Source organism: Deltaproteobacteria bacterium, from assembly GCA_016874755.1.
In the GTDB taxonomy this organism is placed as follows: domain Bacteria; phylum Desulfobacterota; class Binatia; order UBA9968; family UBA9968; genus DP-20.
This window is the reverse complement of record VGTH01000016.1, coordinates 26597-44191: the sequence shown is the minus strand read 5'-3', so window position 1 is coordinate 44191 and position 17595 is coordinate 26597. Positions and strand designations below refer to the sequence as shown.

Sequence of the window (17595 nt, the reverse complement as noted above, 5' to 3'; positions counted from 1 at the left end):
TGGCCAATTTCATTCTCGCTTGGTATCCTGTAGAATAATCGCAAATCTTCTAATACTTTGCGCGTGTCCTACGAAACCAAGCGGCAGGCGCAGGGAGCTGGGCAAAGCATGCTAGCTGTCATTAAGAAAATCTTTGGCACAAAGAATGAACGCGAGGTTAAGCGGATCCGGCCCTACGTCGGTGACGTGAATAAGCTCGAAGCAGAGCTCCAGCAGCTCAGCGACGAAGCATTGGCGGCCAAGACAGCTGAATTCAAAAAGAGTATCGTCGATGCCACCGCGGAATTACGCAGTGCGCTGGAGGAGCTGCAGCAGGAGGCGCAGGGCGGCGACGCCGAGCGGCGCGAGGAGCTGAAAGCCCAAATCGAAGAAGCCGACAAAGCGCTGCGTGAAGCAGAGAACGATTGCCTGGAAGAACTGCTGCCGCAGGCGTTTGCGGCGGTGCGTGAGGCGTCACGCCGGACCATTGGGCTGCGCCATTTCGATGTGCAGTTGATCGGCGGCACGGTGCTGCACGAGGGTAAAATCGCCGAGATGAAAACCGGCGAAGGTAAAACCCTGGTGGCAACGCTGCCGCTCTATCTGAACGCGCTCACCGGCCGCGGTGTCCATTTGATCACGGTCAACGACTATCTGGCACGCCGTGACGTACAATGGATGGGGCCGATCTATCACAAGCTAGGCTTGAGTGTTGCCTCCATTGTCCATGAAGCGAGCTATCTGTTCGACCCGACGTTTCTCACTAAGGATTATCGCTATTTGAATCTGCGGTCGATCTCGCGCCAAGAAGCCTATCGCGCCGATATTACCTACGGCACAAACAATGAATTCGGCTTCGACTACCTGCGCGACAACATGAAGTTCTCCATCGAGGAATATGTCCAGCGGGAATTAAACTTCGTGGTGGTCGACGAGGTCGATAATATTTTGATCGACGAAGCGCGCACGCCGTTGATCATCTCCGGGCCGGCGGAAGAGTCGACGGACAAGTACTACATCATCGATAGAATTATCCCGAAGTTGCAGCGCGGCGCGGTGATTCAAGGCGACCCGAACCAGGAAGATCGCGCGGCGATCGAGAAGCAGGGCGACTATACCGTCGATGAGAAGAGCCGTTCGGTAACCCTGACCGAGAGCGGCGTTGCCAAGGTGGAGCGGCTGCTCGGTGTGCACAATCTCTACGATCCGCGCCAGATCGATACGCTGCACCACGTCCAGCAGGCGTTGAAGGCGCACGCGATTTTCAAGCGCGATGTCGACTATGTCGTCAAAGACGGCGAAGTCATCATAGTCGACGAGTTTACCGGCCGGCTAATGCCGGGGCGGCGCTGGTCCGACGGTCTGCATCAGGCGGTCGAAGCCAAGGAGCGGGTCCATGTCCGTGAAGAGAACCAGACTCTGGCGACGATCACGATTCAAAACTATTTTCGCATGTACAAGAAGCTTGCCGGCATGACCGGCACAGCGGATACCGAGGCGCCGGAGTTCAAGAAGATTTACAAGCTTGACGTCGTCGTGATCCCGACGCATCGCGGCATGGTGCGCATCGACCATCCCGACGTCGTGTATAAAACCGAGGCTGAGAAATTCAACGCCGCCGTAGACGAGATCGCCGAGCGCCATGCCAAGGGCCAGCCCGTGTTGGTCGGCACCGTGTCCGTGGCAAAGTCGGAGCATTTGTCGCGCCTGCTGAAGGAAAAGGGCGTCAAACACAACGTGTTGAACGCCGTCAACCACGAGGCCGAAGCCACGATCATCGCGCAAGCAGGCCGTTACGGCACGGTGACGATCGCGACTAACATGGCCGGCCGCGGCACCGATATTTTGCTCGGTGGCAACGCCGATTTCTTGGCGCGCTCGGACATGGAGAACGAATGGATTAGCCGCGCCGCCAAGTTGCCGGTGCAGGGCGCGGGGCGTTACGAAGACGCGCTGCGCGAGCTGCGGGAAAAATACGACGAAGATGTCAAGAAGGCTGAGGCGCGCTATCGTAAAGATGGCGAACAGTATGAGCAACAGCGCAGCGACGCGCTCAAGCGGTCGACCGAACTACAGCGGCAAATCCGCGAAATCTCGCCCTACCGCGAAGCGCGCCAGCGTTACGAAGATTTGTCCGCCACTGCGTTGATCGAAGCGCTGCACAACATGCGCGCGATACCGGACGGCTTTCTGCGTGCCAAACAGGAATTCGAGCGCCATTTGCTAAGTGATAACGGCAGCGTCGAAGGTCTTGATGCGGCGTTCGCCGAAGCACGGCAGGAGTTCGATCAAGCGTTGGAACAGTGGCAGCAACGCAACGGCGACCGCAGCCAATTCGCCGAAGTCTTAGATGACAAGCGCCGCAACTATGAACAGCGCGCCATCGATATGGAATTCGACAAGGCGTTGGCGACACTAGCCGATGGTGAACACGCCGAGTTGGTGCAGGAATACACAACAGTGCATCGAGCTTTTGAAGAGGCAGAGACTCATTGCGAGGAGATCCGCAAGCCCTATGAGGCGGCGATTCAAGAGGCGCAGCGAAATTACGAAAACAAACGGCAAGAATACACCCGCATGGTCGAAGAGATTCGCGAGCAGCTCGACAAGGCACCGGACGAGTATCGCCAGCGTTTCGATGAAATCCTAACCAATTACACCAAAACCTGCGCCGAAGAGCGTGAGCGCGTGATCGCGGCCGGGGGGCTGCATATTCTCGGCACCGAGCGCCATGAGAGCCGGCGCATCGACAACCAGCTGCGCGGTCGCGCCGGTCGACAAGGCGACCCCGGTTCGTCGCGCTTTTACATGTCGTTGGAAGATGACTTGATGCGCATTTTTGGCGCCGACCGCATCCAGGGCATCATGGGACGGCTGGGTATGGAAGAAGGTGTGCCCATCGAACATGGTTTAGTGACGCGTGCCATTGAAAACGCCCAAAAGAAAGTCGAAGCGCACAACTTCGATATCCGTAAACATCTTCTCGAATACGACGACGTCATGAACAAGCAGCGCGAAGTGATCTACAGCCAGCGGCGTGAGGTGCTTAAGGCCGAGTCGCTCAAAGAGCAAGTGTTGGAGATGGCTGTGGGTTTAAACGAAGATGTGGTCGCTCGTTACTGCAACAAGGAAGATAATCCTAGGGATTGGGATTGGCCGGGCCTGCGCGAGGGGATGCATCACCAATTCAATCTGCGCCTCGACCTAAAACCGGAAGAACAGGATTCTTTGAACTATGACGACCTTTGTGAATTGGCAGAGAAAAAGTTCACCGAGGTTTATGAGGACAAAGAGCGGCGCTTCAGCCCGCCTATGCTCCGGCAACTAGAAAAAATTTTCATGCTCCAGACCATCGACACCTTGTGGAAAGATCATCTGCTGAGCATGGACCACCTAAAAGAAGGCATCGGCCTGCGCGGCTATGGGCAGAAAAACCCTCTGCAGGAATATCAGAAAGAGGGTTTTGAGATGTTCGAGGAAATGGTCCACAAGGTCGAAGAAGATGTCGTGCAAAAGCTCTTTACGGTGGAAATCGCCCGTGAGGCGGCGCCGGCGGCGGCCGTGCCGCCGATCATGTCGATGGAGCAGCCACGGCCGCAGCGCGTGGTGCTAAGCCATGGCGATGAAGCAATCGGCCCCGGGCGCAGCGATCCCAAAAAGCGTGCCGCCGACAAAGTCGGCCGCAACGACCTCTGTCCGTGCGGCAGCGGCAAGAAATACAAGCGCTGCCACGGACGCTAAAACTTTCCCCGTCAATCGCGAACTATTTAGTGGGTTTGAGTGGAGCGCCGGCGCCGCCGGCGCTGTGGAATGACCGGCTGGCGTGGAGTGTGAAGCATACGGACTTGAAAAGGGTGCGTTGCCCAGCGGGCGAACATGAGCTTGATCTCTCAGTGGAAAGCCCGGCAGATAAGTTGGTCGCACTAACACTGCTTCAAGAGCGCCTCAAATCATGTGCCGAAGATAAAAAAACAGAATGTTGGACGGAATTATCGCGGCTTTTAAAGCCAACAATCGCGGACCACAGCGGCTTATGCTGAACTGGGGCGAGCTGCGCTTGATGGCAGAAGAGGGTTGGGACGTCGGCTCGCACACGGTCAATCACGTGATACTGACGAAAGTAAGCTTATCCCAGGCTCGTGATGAGCTGGTATCGTCCAAAAGCAGTATTGAACGTGAGCTTCAGCGGCCCGTCAGTCTCTGTGCATTTCCAAATGGCAAAGAGTCTGATTTCAGCGCAGAAGTAATCGATCTTGTCAGAGAGTTGAACTTGGCGGGCTCCGTTACGACGTTGAGCGGAGTTAATGACAGTGTTTCGGATTGTTTCAGATTGCGACGATACAGCGTCTGGGAAACGCATTTGCCCAGTTTGGCGTGTAGGCTGAGTTATCTTTACCGGAGAGGGAACACGTATGAAAAAGATCAATGAGTTGTTGCCGAGCTTTTATTGCTGCGCGGACCTTGAGCATCGAAGCGGATTGTGCGCTTACGTGTTGGCCGCCTTATTGTTGTCAGGCGGCTACGGAGGCTCCCAAGCGTTCGCGCAGGATGCCAATTGGAACCCCCTGCCGACGGCGCGCGAGGCAATCAAGGGGCATCTTCCGAAGTATAACTCGAATGCAGCGGCGGTGAATCATCTCATTTTGGGGGTTGATCAACTCGAGAACAACGAGCTGCACGCAGCTAGACAAAACTTCCTCTTCATCATTAACCTCAAAGATGATGCCCCCGCCCTTGGTGGCCTGAAGCTTAAGCACATCGCCTATTCAAACCTGGGAGTGGTGGACTCGCTTGAAGGCAACTCCAACGGCGCAATCAGGAATTTTCTAGCAGCGCTAGAACTTGATCCACAGTATTCAGAAGCCCATTTCAACATAGGAACCGTCTATTACAAGATTGGTAATTTGAAGAAAGCCGAGGAAGCTTTTCTAAAGGCGATCGAAATTGAACCCAACTATGGGCGGGCCTATTACAGCCTTGGATTCCTCTATTTTGACCAGAAGCGATATGATTTGGCTCGCAAGCAGTCGGAAAAGGCCATCGAATACGGTGTGCCTTTTAAGACATTGAGAGAAAAGCTAGCGAAAGTGGGACGCTAAGCTGTATTTGGAATGCTGTTTGCGTAAAATGCGTCCGGTGATGACCGAACGGGCAGGGCAGTGCCTGTGAGACGAAGGAGTTCTAGACGCAATTTCGCAAATTCGTCTTGAGAAACGGCCAAGAACCGCTTACATCGAGTGACGACAAGTCATTTTACCGCTTAGCGCGTTGTGTTGGGTGGGCTAAGTGTTGCAGCCCCTCTGGGCAGGCGGGTGTCTAATCCGTCCAAAAATTGGCACGCGTGGCTTTTTTCGTCGTAAATTCTCTGGGCGACTTGACTTCGGTCACATGCGCGCTTGGCGGAAGCCTATCCACGCAGAGGAATTTGTACGATTCGTGTCGAGAGCAGGATAAGAAATGAGCGGGGCGGCTAAATTAAAGGGACTGATACTAAGCGGAGGTCGAGGCACGCGGTTGCGGCCGTTGACCCATACCGCGGCCAAGCAATTGGTCCCGGTGGCTAACCGACCCATTCTTTATTACGTGCTAGACAACTTGAAAGCGGCGGGTATCGGCGAAGTTGGCATGGTCATATGCCCGGAGACTGGAAATGCCGTCAGGAGTGCGATTGGCGACGGCAGGCGCTGGGACTTGAAGATCGATTACATTCTTCAAGAAGAGCCTCTGGGACTTGCTCACGCAGTCAAAGTTGCTCAACCTTATCTGGGTAACGACCCATTCATCATGTATCTCGGTGACAATCTGATTGGCTCGCGGATATCGCAGTATTGCGAGGAGTTCGCGCGTTCGGATGCCGACGCGATGATACTTTTAAAGGAGGTGAGCAACCCCTCCGCTTTCGGCATCGCTGAGATCGACGAGGCTGGGCGCGTGCGAAACCTCGTTGAAAAACCGAATGCACCAAAGTCCAACTTGGCGTTGGTTGGGATTTATATTTTTTCCTCCGAGATTCACCATGCGATAAGCCAGATTCAGCCCTCGTGGCGCGGTGAGCTAGAAATCACTGACGCTATTCAATCGTTGCTCATCCGCGGTGGTAAGGTGCTTAGCGACAAGATAGACGGGTGGTGGTTGGACACGGGCAAGAAAGACGACCTCTTGACGGCCAATACTGTGGTTCTCGACGATTGGATTCAACGCTCTATCCAAGGCGACGTCGACAGCGCGAGTAATGTGACCGGCCGTGTACAGTTGGGCAAGAATAGCCGGATCGTGAGAAGCAAAATTCGCGGTCCAGTCGTTATTGGGGATAACGTCCTGGTTGAAAATTCGTTTATCGGGCCGTTTACTTCGATTGCGGATGGCTGCCAAATTATCTCTTCGGTGTTGGAGCACTGCGTTTTTTTGGAATCCGCACGGGTAGAGAACGTCGATCGCTTAGAGGACAGCTTGCTAGGTAAAAATTCTGTCGTTGTTAAAGATCATGGCACTCATCACGCGTATAGGCTGATGATCGGCGACGACTCCGAGGTTCTGTTGTAATGCCGTTCGTGTTTACACCTCTCGATCTTCCCGAGGTTCTGTTGATCGAACCCAAGGTGTTTTCTGACGAGCGTGGTTTTTTTATGGAGACCTACAAGCGATCAGAGTTCGCGCGCTGCGGTATCCAAGAGGAATTCGTGCAGTGCAATCATTCCTTTTCCACTCGCGGAACGCTGCGTGGCTTGCATTATCAAAACGCTCCAAGGGCTCAGGGCAAGCTGGTACGCGCCGCAGTAGGTGCGATATTTGACGTGGCGGTCGACCTTCGCAAGGGCTCGCCGCGATACGGCCAGTGGGCGGCAATCGAGCTGTCCGCGGAGAACAAACGCATGCTCTATATCCCGGCAGGATTTGCCCACGGCGCCTGTGTGACCAGCGAGCAAGCCGTTTTGCTGTATATGGTAACCGACGAATATGCGCCTGATTGTGAACGCGGTGTGCTTTGGAACGACCCCGCTTTAGGCATTACTTGGCCGATTGCTACGCCGACGCTATCGCGACGCGATCAAATCTGGCCCCCTCTTGCCCAATCAGATAATGGCTTCGACTACACTGGTTCTTGAGGCGTTTGGACAAAATCAGCTGAGGAGTTGAGGTTGAAGCATCTGCTAGTCACGGGTGGTTGTGGATTTATCGGTAGTCATTTCGTTCGGCTGGTTCTTCGAGAGCGGCCCAACTACCGAGTTGTCAATCTAGATTTGCTCACCTATGCCGGCAATCTAGAGAATTTTTCCAAGGACAGGGAAACTAGGGATCCCGCGCGATATCATTTCGTACAAGGTGATATTGCAGATTTGGCCTCAACCAAGCAAATCTTGCAAAAGGAAAATATCGACGCGGTTATCAACTTTGCGGCCGAGACGCACGTCGATCGCTCACTTCTGGATAGTGCGCCGTTTCTTCGTACCAACGTTGAAGGTGTCCGCGTGCTGCTGGAGGCTGCCTGCAGCCAGCCGGTTGAGCGTTTTCTGCAAGTTTCGACCGATGAAGTCTACGGTGCGCTGGCCCCAGGGGGTCGTGCATTTACCGAGGACCATGCGCTTAAGCCCAACAGCCCCTATGCGGCAAGTAAAGCCGCTGCTGATTTGCTATTACGGGCCTATCACAAAAGTTACGGTGTGCAGACCCTGATCACGCGGTGCGGCAACAACTATGGACCCTATCAATTCCCGGAAAAATTTCTGCCGCTCTTTATCACGAATGCTTTAGAGGATAAATCGCTGCCACTTTATGGCGATGGGATGCAAGTAAGAGACTGGATCCATGTAGAGGACCATGCCCGTGCTTTGCTGTGTGTTTTGGAGCACGGCACGGTCGGCGAGATCTATAACATCGGCGCCGGCGGCGAGCAAACCAACCTCCACATGGCTGAACAGGTACTCCGAGCCTTAGGCAAGCCTCCAAGTCTCATCCGCTACGTTACAGACCGGGCCGGCCATGACCGGCGCTACGCGATCGATGCATCGAAGCTAAGCAACGAGCTGTCTTGGAGACCCAGTATTTCGCTCGATGCCGGCCTTCGAGATACGATTGACTGGTTCTGCAGGGAGCAGCAATGGTGGCGACGAATTAAGAGCGGTGAGTATCGGCGTTACTACGACCAGCAGTATTCAATGCGGTTCGGCCAATAAGAAGTAGCAAAGAGACAGGCGGTTCTTATGTGGTGTGCGCATCACGCTCAACCATCTGATTCGCTCGCTTGAAGACATTCTGCAAATCCATGCGCAGGTGGAATATCAGCCGTCTCGGCAGGGGGATGTGCGCGATTCCTTGGCTGACATAACTCGGGCTGAGACCTTGCTCGGCTATCGGCCTCTGGTTGACGTCAGAACGGGGCTCGAAAAGACCGTGCAGTTTTTTGCGGAACGTTCGACCAATCAATAGTGCCACAACTTAGCGTATCGTGAACTAGATCAGCGAAGGGAATCGTCATGAGACGTTTTATCATCTTGGGCGTTGTCATCGCGGTGCTAGGTTTTGGCGCGGCAAGGTATTTCGAAATCGGCCTTAGCCCGCAGACCAAACGCGATCGCTATCTGACTAAGGCGCGCGATTTCATGACGGCGGCCAAAGTCAATGAAGCGATTATCGAATTTAAAAACGCATTAAAAGTCGATCCCGCGCATCCGGAAGCACACCACGAGCTTGGCGTGGCGCTGCTCAAAAGAGGCGATCCGAAAGCCGCCTACGCCGAATTTGTCAGGGCCGTGGATCTCAAGCCCAATTTCATTCAAGCCCGTTACCAAATGGCCAACTTATTGTTGCTCGCGCGAGACCTCCCGAAGGCCAAGCAAGAACTGCAAAAAATTCAGGAGCAAGACAAGGACGCGCAGGAAGCGCGCTACCTGGCCGCGCAGATCGCGATTGCAAGCAAGGACCCGGACACCGCAATTCAACAGCTGCAAGAAGTTCTGACGAAAGAACCCGGCAAGGCGCAGATCTATGTCGATCTCGGACAGATTCAGTTTCTCAAGCGTGATTTTAAGGCTGCCGAAACCTCTTATCGCAAAGCACTGGAGCTCGACGGTAAGCTCAATCGAGCCAAAATCGCTCTCGCCCAGCTGTATGCGGCGACGGATAATTCGCAGAAGGCCGAGGAAGAATTGCTAGCGGCGATCAAGAGCGATCCTGAAAGCGAAGAGTTACTAAACGTGCTGGGAAGCTTTTATTCCGCTGGTCGCCGCACCGCGGAGCTCGAGAAACTCTACCTGGACTTTCTAAAGAAGAAGCCCGATTCCATCGTTGCCAAAAAACAGCTTGCCGATTTCTACGTCAGTAAAAACGACATTGTTAAAGCGACCGAATATGTCAACGACATTCTGAAGGCTCAGCCGAGCGATACCCAAGGTTTATTTTACCGTGGGCGGCTCGCTTTGGGCCGCAACGATATTCCCAAAGCGATCGAAGACCTGTCGAAGGTCACTCTCAATGCGCCGCAGTTTGCCGGTGGATTCTATTTTTATGGGCAGGCGCTGATTCGGTCTAACAAGATTCAAGAGGCAAAGAAAAACTTTGCGAAGGCCACTGAACTGAGCCCAAACTGGACCTTCCCACGCTTGAGCTTGGCGCAGCTGCATCTGGCCACTGGGGATCGGGACTTGGCCTTGGAAGAAAGCGACAAGGTGCTGAGTATTCAACCGAATAATCCGGCGGCACTCATCACCAGCGGTGCCGCGCGTCTCGGCAGGGGCGACGGTGGCAAAGCGCTGGAGTTGTTTAAAAAAGCGCGAGAATTGAGCCCGCGCGACCCGGCCCCCCTGCTCAATATCGCGGCTGTGTACGTCATCCAGAAAAAGTATCCCGAAGCGATCAAGGAGTATGAGGCTGCCCTAAAGCTCGATCCTGGCCGCAACGAAGCCCTCACAGCGATTGCGCAACTGATGCTGCGGCAAAACGACCGCAAGGGTGCCACGGAGCTGGTCCAACAACACCTGAAGAACTCGAAAAATCCAGCACAAGTTCACCAACTGCTCGGTCAAATCCACCTGGAAGGCAAAGACTTCGTCAAAGCGATTGAACATCTCAACAAAGCCACCGAGCTCAATCCAAATCTTTTGTCGGCGTATTTTCTGATTGGCAATACCTATGCCGCGCAACAGAAATTTGACGTTGCGATTGAGCAGTATGAGAAGGTTATCAAAAAGAATCCCAAGGCCATCCAACCCTACATGATGATGGGGATTCTCTACGACATTAAGAAACAACCGCAAAAATCGAACGAATATTACCAGAAGATTCTCGATATCGATAAAAACTTTTACCCGGCAGTTAACAATCTGGCTTGGAACTATGCTGAATACGGCGGAAACTTGGACATCGCTCTGGGCCTTGCACAGCGTGCGAGGGAAGCCAATCCCAATGATCCCGGCATCGGCGACACATTGGGGTGGATCTATTACAAGAAGGGGATCTATAGCACGGCCCTGGATCTACTTAAGGAAAGCAGTGAGAAGACGAAGAACTCGAACCCGGCGATTCTATATCACCTCGGTATGGCGGCCAACAGGTCCGGCGACAAAGTTCTAGCGAAGGAATCGCTCACAAAGGCATTGGCAAGCAACCAGAGCTTTCCGGGAGTCGACGAAGCGAAGAAGACGTTGGCAGAGCTTCAGGGAAAATAGAATAAATTTGATAAGTTGCCCATGAAACTTCATAAAAATGTAAGTTTGCCTTACACTTGTCTATCGGTAATGCTTGTGTTGGTAACGCAAGATGGAGGTAGCTCCAGCGTTTAACCCAGCGGTGGACCCCTGTTACGATGCCGGTGCGATTCGAATCGTAGCCCTTCCGCCAACGATGCAAACGCCGGAACCCTCTGCGATGTTCTTGCTGGGGGCGGGTTTGGTCGGGGTGGTTGCTTGGGTGAGTTGTAAGAACTAAAAACCAACCCAAAGAAAAAAACAAAGGCCGGGCAATAAACCCGGCCTTTGTTTTTTTAGGAGCTTGGCGTTTCGCAGTCGTGTTAGGCGGAGATTCTCACGGTAGGTTTTTTTCGTCCTAAACGATGAGCACGAGGAACTCTTGGTGGGTGGGATCGGCGGTGGTGGGGATGAGCGATCTTCTTCGAAAATTTCGTCGAACGGCGGCGCAAGTTCAGCAAGCGATGGTGATTTTCGTTTCGCAGTTCGGTCAGTAAAGCTCGCTCTTTATGCGCTGGGCGTACTTCTGATTGTAGTTCTTGGCATAATCCGCATCCTTGCCGTCGCGGGCAGCGGCGAAGTCGCCGTGGGTGGGGGCGCCGCTCTGCTGTGCCTTCGCCTCCCACAGTTTGGCACGCACAAAGGCCTTGGGACAGTGATTGAACGCTTCCTCGACAGCGACGACCATGACCACGCGCGGCAGCTTGCCGCCGACCTCGCAGCGCTTCAGCAGCTGCGGGTCCGTGCTGATGGTCGCGCTGCCAGTTACGCGATAGGTTTCATTCGATCCCGGGACCATGAAAATGAGTCCGACCTTCGGATCAATAAGCAGGTTCTTCAACCCGTCAATGCGGTTGTTGCCCGGCCGGTCAGGGATCAATAAGGTGCGGTCGTCGAGGAGCTGCACGAAACCCGGCGCATCGCCTTTCGGCGAACAGTCGATGCTAACCCCATTAGAGGTCGCGAGCACCAGAAATGGTGATGCCGCAATGAAGCTTCGCCCGACCTCAGTGATGTGGTCAGTTTCCTTGGTGGCGACATGGGGGAACGGCTCGGCGTAAATTTTCGCCAGATCGTCCAGCGATTTAACTGCATAGGCATCGTTGAGTTCTCTTGGGTTCATTTCATATTTCCCTTTGTCGATGACATTAAGAAGCGGTAGTCTTCGTTGGATTGGTTCAATATCCATTAGTGAACCAGGTCTTGTCAACGTTCTGTCCCTGCACAACTGTAAAATATTTCCTTCATGAGCCCGATGCCTGGCAGCTCTAAGTAGCTGAAAACCATTCAGTATACTTCTTGGAGCGTTCTGTGCTTAATGTCGGCTTAAAACAAGCATGGGACGAAAGATTCTGCTGGTGGAGGACAATCCGGACTTCCAGGAGATCTTCGTGACGATGGCGCAGCACTTGGGCTATGAGGTTGTGCGCGCCGAGTCTGGGATGGAAGGGATTGTTATAGCTTCAACCGAGCGCCCGGATGTGATCGTCATGGATCTTATGTTGTCCGGCCTCGACGGCATCGAAACCACGCGGCTGCTCAAGAATAATCGAGCTACGCGGGATATCCCCGTGGTGGTGTGTACGGCTTTGATCGACGACCAACACCGGGCAGCGGCTCTGCAAGCAGGGGCGTCAGATTATTTACCTAAGCCTTTAGGTGTTGCCGCGCTTGGGGGCACATTGGGCAAGTACGTGGTCTGACACTGCCGCATTCGAGGGCATTTACTGCGCAGAGTCTTGAAATAATTTCTCGTCAATGGAACTATTAATGGGTCCGCGGCGCTAGCGATTGGCTCCGCGACTCTGCTTGGCAACGGCGATGAACAATAAGATTCTACCAACAAACCTGCCGAGTTTTTTCTGCATAGTGGTTGCGGTGCTGTGCCCAGTCCACTAAGACCGAGGCAAGTTGGAGGTTCAATTGAGTCAAAAAATCTTATTGGTGGAAGATCACGATAGCTTGAGCGATCTCTTCGTCGTCATCGGCGAGCACTTGGGCTATCAAACCATCCATGCGAGCAATGGCCTGGAAGGAATCAGAAAGGCGATCAACGAACGGCCCGACTTGATTATCATGGATCTGATGATGCCGGTGATGGATGGGATCGAAGCGATCCGCCGCATCAAGGCTCGTCGGCTCTCTTGTGATCCTCCGATCGTGGTTTTGACTGCGTCGATGAAGGAAGGTCTTTTTGCCGATGCGATCGCGGCCGGTGCGGCCGAGGTTATTTACAAACCGGTCAACGTAGAGACCCTCAGAAAAGCCGTGCGCCGTTATCTCCAACCTCGGCCAGCTGCGGCATTGGCTTCGTAACTGCGCGAGTCCACTTGTCATCTAGTAGGCTGCCGTCGCGATTGACAGCCACCCCAGCACATATTAATTCATGAATAGTCGCATGCCTTGGGCACCGCCCGCTGCAGCCGTCGATTCATGGGTTCCCGTAAGAAAGTTTCTCTGTCTGATTTCCCCAGCGTTGCCCGCGGTACAACCGTTGGCGAATGGTTTCGCCGTTATTGGCTAGCCGTTGGCACAACGCGCGATCTGCGCGACATTCCCCAAGCCGTTAAAGTTCTTGGTGAAGATTTAGTCCTGTTTCGCGATCCGAACGGTCGCTACGGACTTGTCGGCCAGAGCTGTCCGCACCGCGGCACGTCGCTGGAATACGGCGACATTGAAGACGGCGGCATTCGCTGTCCCTATCATGGCTGGTTGTTCGATGTGCGCGGCCAATGCCTTGCCATGCCCGGCGAGCCGCCGGGCAGTCAGTTTCCTCGGAAGGTGAAGCATCTCGCCTACCCAGTCAAAGAGCAGGGCGGCATTCTCTTCGCTTACTTAGGACCGCAGCAGGACAGTCCGCCGCCGCTGCCCAAGTACAAAGCGCTGTGCGACTCCGCGGGGCAGCGTTCTTTGGAAGCGACCCGGCAGTTCCATTACAACTGGTTTAACTTTATCGAGAACGGCGCCGATCCGGTGCATTTCTCGATCCTCCATCGTGCCGATCCGACTGATGGCACCTGGCGCAGTTGGTTTTTTAACTATCGCGATGTGCCGCCATTCGACGCCGTCGAAACTGCCTACGGCATGAAAGTGATCTCGCGCAAGCCAGGGCCGACGGACGCGACGGAATATGTCGACGAAAAGAGCATTGCGCTGCCGAGCGTGATGCAGATCGGCGACACCGAATTCACTCATTTCAAACAACCCAAGGAGGCGCTCGCCGCCGGCTCGCACAATGCGCACATCATGTTTGTCACGCCCAACGACGACGAGAGCTTTACACTCTACACCGTCAACCACTACATGGGCGACGATCCTGAGTTCTTCGAAAAACTTTCGCCCAGCCGGCGGGTCGAGGCGCCGGTGCAAAAGAAGCCCTATGACAAACGGCAGTTTGCCCCGTTTCGTGGCAGCGTGCGCACCGAGGATATCGCCTGCCAGACGACGCAGCCCAAACTCGATCGGCGCACCGAACAGCTCGGCACGTCCGACAAGGGCGTGATCTTGCTTCGCAAGCTGATTCTTGCCGGCATAGAAGCGGTGCGGCAAGGTAAGACGCCCAAGGGCGTTGTTACCGCTGCGCGGGCGGATGAAATGGTTACGATCGATTCGTTCACGGGGATTCGCGCGAAAGGACTTTTCTAACTGATGATTCACGCAATTGTGCTGGCGCTTTTTCTGCTGTTTGGACCTTCGGTGTCGCGCGCCGCGCCGCTGCGAGTCGCCTACAGCGCCATCAGCGGCGCCATGTCGTCTCTCTGGGTGGCGCAGGAAGGCGGTTACTTCAAGCGCGAAGGGCTCGACACGGAGCTGCTCTACATTGGAGGCGGCTCACTGTTGATCCAGTCGATGCTCAGCGGCGATGTGCCGTTTGCCTACGGACCGTCAGTTCCGGTGATCAACGCGTCGCTGCGCGGCTCGGACTTGGTTTTGATCGGCAACACCGGCAATTCGCTGGTGTTCTCGATCATGGCGCGGTCGGAAGTCAAACAACCGGCGCAGTTGCGCGGCAAGAAAGTCGGTGTGACGCGCCTGGGCGGCTCGACCGATTGGGCGCTCGACGCGGCGCTGCAGCAGTGGGGCATGGAGCGCGGGCAGGTCACGGTGATTCAGACCGGCGGCATGCCGGAAGGTTTGGCGGCGCTGATTTCCGGTGCGCTCGATGCGGTGGTGCTATCGCCGCCGAGCAATTTTCGTGCAGCCAAGGCCGGCATGCATGAGCTGCAGGACGTCGGGCAATTGAAGATCGTTTTTCCCAACACACCGCTGTCGACCACGCGACCGTTTATTCGCGCGCAGCGCGACACGGCGCTGCGGTTTATGCGTGGTTTTAATCAAGGTTTGCAGCGGCTGCGCGCGGACAAAGAGTTCAGCATGAAAGTGCTGTCGAAGTACACCAAGGTCGTCGATCCGGAAACCCTGGCGCAGCTCCATCAAACCTATGTTCGTTACAGCGGCGATCGGATTCCCTACGTGCGGCCGGAAAGTATTGACGAAATTCTCAAGCGCACGCCGGGCAAAGAAGCGCGCGAGGCAAAGGCCGGCGATTTTGTCGACAATAGCTTACTCAAAGACCTCGAGCAGGCCGGCTATTTCCGTTCATTGGGGAAATAGCCATGCGCGTGGTTGTTACAGGCGGCTCGGGGAGACTAGGCCAGTTTGTCGTGCGCGAGCTGTTCACCCACGCGCACGGCGTTTCGGTGCTCGACACGATCAAGCCGCGCGAGTGTTTGTGCCCCACCTATGTGACCGATCTGACGAAAATCGACCGGCTTGCCGACCATTTTAAAAATGCCGATGCGGTGGTGCATCTGGCGCGCGTACGTTTCCCCTACACCGAGAACGGGTTTAATGCGGCCACGTTGAAATTTGAGTTCCGTGACAGCGCCGGCGATGCCGAGCTGTTCAACCAAAACCTGGCGATCACGAATAATGTTCTCGCGGCGGCGCAGGCGACGGGCGTGAAGAAAATCGTCTGCGGCTCGAGCCTGGCGATCTATGGACTCTACTATCCTTCGACAGATTTGTTGCCGGCTTACTTGCCAGTGGACGAGGCACATCCGTTGCGGCCGCAAGATCCCTACGGACTCACGAAGCTCGTCGGCGAGACGCTTTGCGACGCATTGAGCCGAAAGAGCGGTATGCCGATTGTGAGCCTGCGCTTCTCCGGCATCTATACCGAAGCGCACCGCGCTATGCTGTTAGAGCGCAAGAAAGATCCGCTCGTTCGCGGCACGGGCGCGCTTTGGAGCTATATTGACGCGCGCGACGCGGCGCGCGCGGTGCGCTTGGCGCTGGAAGCGACCCTGCCGGGGCATCAAATTTTTAACATCGCCGCAACCGGAAATCTGGTGGACATTTCGTTTCGCGAGCTTGCCAGCCGCTATCTTTCCCAGGTAAGTGATCTACGAGAGGGTTTGGATGGAGCCTGCAGCGGTTACTCTGTGGCAAAGGCAAAAACGGTGTTGGGATTCGAAGCGAAATTGTCGCTGCTGAATTAGAGAGGACGGTTGGTAATTACGACATGATGGACCTGCACGAGTTTCTCAAAGTCTTGGAAGAAGAGCACGAGCTCACGAAGATCAAAGCCGAGGTCGATCCGAAGCACGAGCTGGGCGCGATTTGTAAGATCCACAATGAAAAGCCCAACAGCCCGGCGCTGCTGTTTGAGAACGTCAAGAGCAACAAGATTCCGGTGGTCGGTCAATTGTTGGCCAGCGACAGGCGAGTTGCGCTGGCGCTCGGCCTGTCGCAGGAGAACGTTTTCGACGAAACCGTGAAGCGGGCGAGCCAGCCGATCCCAACCCGATTAGTGGCCAGCGGTACGTGCCAAGAAGTGGTTTACGAGGGGAAAGACGTCGATATTACGAAGCTGCCACTGTGCACGAACAATCCGCGCGACGGTGGACCGTACATCACCGCCGGCCACGTGATCATCAAAGACCCCGAGTTCGGCAACAATCTGGCGATCTACCGCATGATGCTGGTGTCGAAAAACGAAGTGACCCTTCGTTTCACACCGGGCCACGACGGCCACGACTTCATGCGCAATGCCGAGAAGCGCGGCCAGAAAAATTTTCAAGTGGCGGTCTGCATCGGTGTGCCGCCGGCGGTGTACGTTGCTTCGCAATTCGAACCGCGCGCCGGAGTTTTTGAATTGGAAATCGCCGGCGGTTTGGCCGGTGAGCCGGTTGACGTCGTAAAGTGCCGCACCATCGATCTCGAAGTGCCGGCGCTGGCCGAGATCGTGCTCGAAGGCGAGCTGACGATTCCGGCGAAGACCGGCGACGAAGGGCCGTTCGGCGAATTTTGCGGTTACACAACGGCGCAGGTGCCCAACGAACGGATCATGACGATCAAAGCGGTCACCCATCGGCGCAATCCGATCTATCACAACATCTGGCTCGGCAAACCGCCCCATGAGCATCTGTATGTGGACGCTTTGACCTACGCGGTCGCGGCCTATCAAGAGTTAAAGCCCGCCTATCCCGCGCTGAAGAAAGCCTACGCGCCGCCCTGGGGGGTGTCGATCGTTTTGATTTTGCAGGTGGAGAAGCGTTTGATGCGCCGCGGCATCGCCAACCAAATTCTCGCCTCATCGCTTTACACCCGCAGCGGCAAGTGGAAGCACGTCATCGTCGTCGACGAAGACATCAACATGGAAGACCCGAACGAAGTTCTGTGGGCGCTGACAACGCGCTTTCAGCCGGCCACTGACATGTTCGTGATCCCGCGCAGTATCACCAGTTCGTTGGAGCCGTCGGCGGAAGCAGACGGCTTTACGTCGAAGCTGATGCTCGATCTGACGATCAAAGAAAATTTCCGCGGCGAAGTGGCCGAGCCGACGGACAAGATGCGCGAGCAGGTTTTGCAGAAGTGGAAGGAGTACGGGTTAAAGTCTTGAACCACTGAGACCGGTCAACCGCCTAGGAAG

At 55.1% G+C, this 17595-nt stretch carries 16 protein-coding genes; 15 read left to right on the top strand and 1 reads right to left on the bottom strand.

Going from position 1 to position 17595, the window contains the following annotated elements; translation table 11 throughout:
* Positions 1–108: 108 nt before the first annotated feature.
* The 9 genes from secA to FJ145_11685 all read left to right on the top strand — a co-directional run bounded on the left by secA (position 109) and on the right by FJ145_11685 (position 10902).
* Complete coding sequence (gene secA / locus FJ145_11725; protein MBM4262083.1) at positions 109–3720, top strand: preprotein translocase subunit SecA; 3612 nt, start codon at positions 109–111, stop codon at positions 3718–3720.
* Positions 3721–3955: 235 nt separating this feature from the next.
* Positions 3956–4408: a polysaccharide deacetylase family protein gene (locus tag FJ145_11720; protein MBM4262082.1), complete on the top strand. Its 453-nt coding sequence runs from the start codon at positions 3956–3958 to the stop codon at positions 4406–4408.
* Positions 4392–5078, top strand: a complete 687-nt coding sequence (locus FJ145_11715) for a tetratricopeptide repeat protein (protein MBM4262081.1) — start codon at positions 4392–4394, stop codon at positions 5076–5078. The genes FJ145_11720 and FJ145_11715 overlap by 17 nt, the downstream gene beginning before the upstream one ends.
* A 358-nt stretch (positions 5079–5436) precedes the next feature.
* On the top strand, positions 5437–6522 hold the full coding sequence (locus tag FJ145_11710; GenBank protein ID MBM4262080.1) for a glucose-1-phosphate thymidylyltransferase: 1086 nt from the start codon (positions 5437–5439) through the stop codon (positions 6520–6522).
* Positions 6522–7085 carry a dTDP-4-dehydrorhamnose 3,5-epimerase gene (rfbC, locus tag FJ145_11705; protein ID MBM4262079.1) on the top strand — a complete coding sequence of 188 codons (564 nt, stop codon included), beginning with the start codon at positions 6522–6524 and terminating at the stop codon, positions 7083–7085. The genes FJ145_11710 and rfbC overlap by 1 nt, the downstream gene beginning before the upstream one ends.
* A 33-nt stretch (positions 7086–7118) precedes the next feature.
* Positions 7119–8153, top strand: coding sequence for a dTDP-glucose 4,6-dehydratase (rfbB, locus tag FJ145_11700; GenBank protein MBM4262078.1), 1035 nt, complete (start codon positions 7119–7121; stop codon positions 8151–8153).
* A gap of 34 nt (positions 8154–8187) precedes the next feature.
* The gene (locus FJ145_11695; protein MBM4262077.1) at positions 8188–8406 is read left to right on the top strand and encodes a hypothetical protein; all 219 of its coding nucleotides are present in this window, start codon (positions 8188–8190) and stop codon (positions 8404–8406) included.
* 47 nt (positions 8407–8453) lie between these two features.
* A complete protein-coding gene (locus FJ145_11690) occupies positions 8454–10643 on the top strand; it encodes a tetratricopeptide repeat protein (GenBank protein MBM4262076.1) in 2190 nt (729 codons plus the stop codon).
* A gap of 91 nt (positions 10644–10734) precedes the next feature.
* Positions 10735–10902, top strand: a complete 168-nt coding sequence (locus FJ145_11685) for a PEP-CTERM sorting domain-containing protein (protein ID MBM4262075.1) — start codon at positions 10735–10737, stop codon at positions 10900–10902.
* A 249-nt stretch (positions 10903–11151) separates the two neighbouring features.
* Here the strand turns inward: FJ145_11685 and FJ145_11680 are convergent, their stop codons facing one another.
* A complete protein-coding gene (locus tag FJ145_11680; protein ID MBM4262074.1) occupies positions 11152–11784 on the bottom strand; it encodes a pyridoxamine 5'-phosphate oxidase family protein in 633 nt (210 codons plus the stop codon).
* Positions 11785–11998: 214 nt separating this feature from the next.
* Between FJ145_11680 and FJ145_11675 the strand changes: the two genes are divergently transcribed.
* The 6 genes from FJ145_11675 to FJ145_11650 all read left to right on the top strand — a co-directional run bounded on the left by FJ145_11675 (position 11999) and on the right by FJ145_11650 (position 17565).
* A complete protein-coding gene (locus FJ145_11675; protein MBM4262073.1) occupies positions 11999–12364 on the top strand; it encodes a response regulator in 366 nt (121 codons plus the stop codon).
* 208 nt (positions 12365–12572) lie between these two features.
* Positions 12573–12977, top strand: coding sequence for a response regulator (locus FJ145_11670; protein MBM4262072.1), 405 nt, complete (start codon positions 12573–12575; stop codon positions 12975–12977).
* Positions 12978–13094: 117 nt separating this feature from the next.
* Complete coding sequence (locus FJ145_11665; protein ID MBM4262071.1) at positions 13095–14306, top strand: aromatic ring-hydroxylating dioxygenase subunit alpha; 1212 nt, start codon at positions 13095–13097, stop codon at positions 14304–14306.
* Between the two features lie 3 nt (positions 14307–14309).
* Complete coding sequence (locus FJ145_11660; protein ID MBM4262070.1) at positions 14310–15275, top strand: ABC transporter substrate-binding protein; 966 nt, start codon at positions 14310–14312, stop codon at positions 15273–15275.
* A gap of 2 nt (positions 15276–15277) precedes the next feature.
* Positions 15278–16162: an NAD(P)-dependent oxidoreductase gene (locus FJ145_11655; protein ID MBM4262069.1), complete on the top strand. Its 885-nt coding sequence runs from the start codon at positions 15278–15280 to the stop codon at positions 16160–16162.
* Positions 16163–16185: 23 nt separating this feature from the next.
* A complete protein-coding gene (locus FJ145_11650; GenBank protein MBM4262068.1) occupies positions 16186–17565 on the top strand; it encodes a UbiD family decarboxylase in 1380 nt (459 codons plus the stop codon).
* Positions 17566–17595 lie beyond the last annotated feature (30 nt).